Here is a 4,677-nt window from a genome sequence, read left to right as displayed (position 1 = left end):
CCCCACCCCCTTCCCGGGCCCACGCCCCTACTGGCCGCAGTACGCCTGCACGCCATCCGCGTACGGACAGCCGGGGCCGAAGCACTCGTAGCGACCGGGCCGCTCGTCCGTGCCGTGGCTCTGGCAAGGACACCGTCGCGGCGCTGAACGCCGTTGCCGCGATGGCCGCCCGCAGCCTCAAGCTCTCCGCCCGCCGCGACCCGTGCGGGCGGTTGTCGGCGCCTGCTGTTACACATGAGGTCGGACCTATTGCGGCTCAGGGGGATGGTTTCGGTGGCGGACGTCATGCGCGACGACGGGCTCGGTGCGCCGGTGGCCGGGATCTACGAAGCGCTGATCACCCGGCGGTTGGCCGAGCGAATGCAGGAACTCGACGCCGCAGGGCTGCTGGCGACCGACGAGCAGGTGGGCACGGAGTCCTCGCCACACGTGCTCGCTCGGCATATCGGCGCCACCGTCCGACGTGTGTTGCAGGACCTCCCGCCGGCCGAGCAAGTGGCTGCGGCGAACCACATCCTCACCTCCGTAGGCACCTTGAGGGGCGCCGCAGAGTGGATCAGCATGGTGGCGGACGGGCCGCGCCAGCTGATGGCGATCGCGGAGCAGAAGGCTCCGGGCGTGTACGAGGTCCACCGCCCGGTGACACCGCTGTCCGAGACCGCGCTGATCACCAATTCGCCGGAAGACCCCAACCTCGGCTTCGAGTTGCGCGCCGAGCTGGCCACCGCCGACAGCATCGACCTGCTGTGCGCCTTCGTGAAGTGGCACGGCCTGCGCGTACTTGAGCAGCCGCTCAGGGCCGCGCGCGAACGGGGCGCCAGGATCAGGGTCATCACCACGACGTACATCGGTGCCACCGAGCGTCGCGCCCTCGACCGCCTGGTGCAGGACTTCGGCGCCGAGGTAAAGGTCAACTACGAGACGCGGTCGACCCGCCTCCACGCGAAGGCCTGGCTCTTCCGCCGCAAGACGGGGTACGACACGGCATACGTCGGCAGTTCGAACCTGTCCAGGGCCGCGCTGCTGGACGGTCTTGAGTGGAACGTACGGCTGTCGTCCGTGGCCACCCCCGCGGTGATGCGGAAGTTCGAGGCGACGTTCGACTCGTACTGGAGTGAACCGGCCTTCGAGTCGTACGACCCGGCACGTGATGGCGACCGCCTGTCCGAGGCGCTCACCGCGGCCGGTGGCGGCGCGGCCGGCGGTCGCTCCACATTGACGCTCTCAGGACTCGACGTACGCCCGTATCCGTACCAGCGGGACATGTTGGAGCGCCTGGAAGTCGAGCGGACGGTGCACGACCGGCACCGCAATCTGCTGGTCGCGGCGACCGGTACGGGAAAGACGGTCATGGCCGCCCTGGACTATCGCGCGCTTCGGCAGAAACTCGGCCGGGACCTGCGGCTGCTGTTCGTGGCGCACCGCCGGGAAATCCTGGACCAGTCGCTGCGCACATACCAGGAGGTGATCGGGGACGCGAACTTCGGCGAGGCCCTGCACTCCGGCGACATCCCGGCGAGTTGGACGCATGTCTTCGCCAGCGTCCAGTCGCTCAACGCAGAGCGCCTGCAACAGCTCGACCCCGAGCACTTCGACGTCGTCGTGATCGATGAGTTCCACCATGCCACGGCGAAGACCTACCGCAGGATCATCGAGCACTTCGCACCGTCCGAACTCCTCGGCCTCACCGCCACACCGGAACGGATGGAGGGCCCCAGCGTCCAAGACGAGTTCTTCGACGGCAGAATCGCCGCCGAGATGCGGCTCTGGGAAGCGCTGGAGAACGACCTCCTCAGCCCCTTCCACTACTTCGGTATCACCGACACCACGGACCTGACCGGAATCACGTGGCGGCGTAGCTCGCAGGGGTACGACACGACGGAATTGAGCAACCTCTTCACCGCGGACACCGCGCGTGCCCGGCTCGTCCTGCGAGCCGTCAACGACAAGATCGCCGATCCTGGCTCGATGCGGGCACTCGGCTTCTGCGTGTCCGTCGCGCACGCCCGCCACATGGCAGCGTGCTTCCAGGAGGCGGGCCTGGCAGCTGTCGCCTTGTCCGGCGAAACGCCCAAGGAGGAACGCCGGGCGGCACTGGCCCGCCTGGCCTCTGGCGAACTCCAGGTGGTCTTCTCGGTCGACCTGCTCAACGAGGGGTTGGACATCCCCGACGTCGACACCCTGCTCCTGCTGCGCCCGACGTCCAGCGCGACGGTCTTCCTCCAGCAACTGGGTCGCGGGCTTCGCAGGAGTGAGGGCAAGGCGGTGCTGACAGTCCTGGACTTCATCGGGCAGCACCGCGCCGACTTCCGCTTCGAGGAGCAGTTCGGCGCCCTCACCGACCTGCGCAGGAACCGCCTCGCGGCAAGCGTGGAGCAGGACTTCCCGCAACTGCCGTCGGGCTGCCAGATCATCCTCGAACGCAAGGCGAAGGAACGGATCCTCAAGAACATCCGCGACCGGATCGGCATCAACGCGCCGCAGTTGGCGCAGGAGATCGCCCGATACGCCCGGCCACTCCTCGCCGACTACCTGCACGAGAGCGGCCGCGACATCAAGCAGATCTATCGCGGCGGCAACTCCTGGACGGCGCTCCTGCGCCGCGCAGGCCTGCTCCCGGGCAAGGCACCAGATGGTGAGGACAAGCTCCTCCGGAGGACGCCCGCCTTCCACCACGTCGACGACCCGGTACGGATCGACGCCTACACCCGCCTGCTTGCCGACGACGCCCCGGAGTACGACGCCCTCGGCCCACAACTCCAGGCGTACGCCCGAATGCTGGTCTTCTCGCTCTGGCCGAGCGGTGCCTCCTTCTCCGGGTACGGGGCGGCTCTGCGCTCGCTAGCGACGCAACACGCGTTCCGCGACGAGGTGCGGCAGATCCTCGCGTACAGCCTCGCGCACACCCAGCACGTCCCCGTACCCCTGCTCGGCGACCACTCGGGGCTTCCGCTGACCGTGCACGGCTCCTACAACCGCGAGGAGATCCTGACCGCACTCGGGCAGACCGCGATCGGCGGCTACGCACCCGACAAGTTCCGGGAGGGCGTCAGGTGGTGCCCGGACATCGCGACCGACGCTCTGCTCGTCACCCTGGAGAAGGACGCGAAGGACTTCTCCCCGCAGACCCGCTACCGCGACTACGCGATGAGCGAGACGCGATTCCACTGGGAGAGCCAGAACGCGACATCCGACACCTCACCGACCGGCGTCCGCTACCGCACCCACGCCGACCGCGGCACGCATGTCCTGCTGTTCGTCCGCCGCTTCAAGCACACCGACATCGGCGGTCCGCAGCCGTGGATGCTGCTCGGTCCCGCACAGTTCGTCGAACACCGGGGCAGCAAACCGATGGGCATCGTCTGGGACCTCCACCACCGCATGCCGGCCGACGTCTGGACGTACTCCGCCATCGCGGCCGGCTGACTGCGCAGGGCTACCTCGGCACACTGTGGGCCACTCGTACCTGGTCGGCGATCCCGGCAAGCCGCACTAGGACGTCCCGCACGGCCCTGACTCCCAGCACTCCAGGTGCGGGCCGCAGCTCGCGCCACCGCATCGGCGCCGCGTGGGCGAGCACTCCTGGGCGGAGCTCCACCGATACGAGGAGGAGGTCGCGGTCGTCCTCGTCCAGGAGTTGGAGGACGTCCACGTCGGTCAGGACGCCGACGGCCCGGGCACCGGCGACGAGTTGCGGCTGCTACTGATGGGGTTGGCGAAGGACTCGAAGACGCGCGGCTGGTGGCACGCACACGGCGATGCCGTGCCGGCGTGGTTCTCGGTCTGTGTCGGCCTGGAGCAGGCGGCGACGAGTCTGCGAACGTACGAGAGCGAGTTCGTGCCTGGCCTGCTACAGACTGCGGACTAGGCACGGGAGTTGCTTCGCGCGACGATCAATCGGAGCGACGAGGACATGGATCGCGTGATCGCCGTCCGGATGGAGCGACAGGCCCTGCTCACTCGCCCACCGTCGCCGGACCTGTGGGCGGTCGTACACGAGAGCGTGCTACGGCACACCGTCGGAAACAGTCACGTGATCCAGGCGCAGCTCGAACGCATATCGGAATCGTCCGCCTTGGCGAACGTCACCGTGCAAGTCCTGCCCTTCGACGCTGGGAGCTATCCGGCCACTGGGCCGTTCACGGTACTGGGCTTCCCCGAACAGGAGGATCCAGATGTGGTCTACCGAGACGGGGTGACCGACGCTGTCTATCTTGAACGCCCCGAGGACATCGGGCAGTACACCAGGGCGTTCGACAGCCTACGGGCGCTCTCACTGAGCCGGCAGAGATCTATCGACCTGATCGAAGCCACGATCCGAGGACTTACCTGATGAAGGACCGCTCGCGCGGCAAATGGCACAAGAGCAGCTACAGCAACGGCGGCGGGGGCAACTGCGTCGAGGTCGCTCACACATCGGAGCCCATACGCGTCAGGGACTCCAAGGACCCCGGGGGGCCTGAACTGGAGTTCTCCGGTGGGGCGTGGGACGCGCTCGTGCGGGAGGTGCAGCGGGGCGGAACCGCGTTCGGGCGAGAGTGAACCGCGGACAGGGTGTCGGTCGGCCGTCGACAGAGGCCGGCGCAACGGAGGTGAGGACCGGAGGGTCAGATTGGCATATGCCGCCGGAATGACCATAACGACTCCGGGGGCCGGACGGGGCGGGGCGCCGATGGG

The 4,677-nt window shown here is 68.1% G+C and carries 2 protein-coding genes and 1 pseudogene; all 3 read left to right on the top strand.

The window, feature by feature from the left end; genetic code table 11:
* The first annotated feature begins 285 nt into the window (after nucleotides 1-285).
* The gene (locus tag V7E46_RS32585; protein ID WP_333771780.1) at nucleotides 286-3,426 is read left to right on the top strand and encodes a DUF3427 domain-containing protein; all 3,141 of its coding nucleotides are present in this window, start codon (nucleotides 286-288) and stop codon (nucleotides 3,424-3,426) included.
* A 280-nt stretch (nucleotides 3,427-3,706) separates the two neighbouring features.
* Nucleotides 3,707-4,333 (top strand): annotated as a pseudogene (locus tag V7E46_RS32580) (DUF5753 domain-containing protein).
* Nucleotides 4,333-4,542 carry a DUF397 domain-containing protein gene (locus V7E46_RS32575; RefSeq protein WP_333771779.1) on the top strand — a complete coding sequence of 70 codons (210 nt, stop codon included), beginning with the start codon at nucleotides 4,333-4,335 and terminating at the stop codon, nucleotides 4,540-4,542. The pseudogene V7E46_RS32580 and the gene V7E46_RS32575 overlap by 1 nt, the downstream one beginning before the upstream one ends.
* Nucleotides 4,543-4,677: the final 135 nt, after the last annotated feature.

This window comes from Streptomyces sp. IBSBF 2435 (assembly GCF_036815005.1).
In the GTDB taxonomy this organism is placed as follows: Bacteria; Actinomycetota; Actinomycetes; order Streptomycetales; family Streptomycetaceae; genus Actinacidiphila.
The sequence above is the reverse complement of the archived record's forward strand: the minus strand, read 5'-3'. Positions and strand labels throughout refer to the sequence as shown.

Coding starts and splice junctions, on each gene's coding strand:
- V7E46_RS32585 (WP_333771780.1), top strand. CDS start 286: ATGCGCGACGACGGGCTCGGTGCGCCGGTGGCCGGGATCTACGAAGCG.
- V7E46_RS32575 (WP_333771779.1), top strand. CDS start 4,333: ATGAAGGACCGCTCGCGCGGCAAATGGCACAAGAGCAGCTACAGCAAC.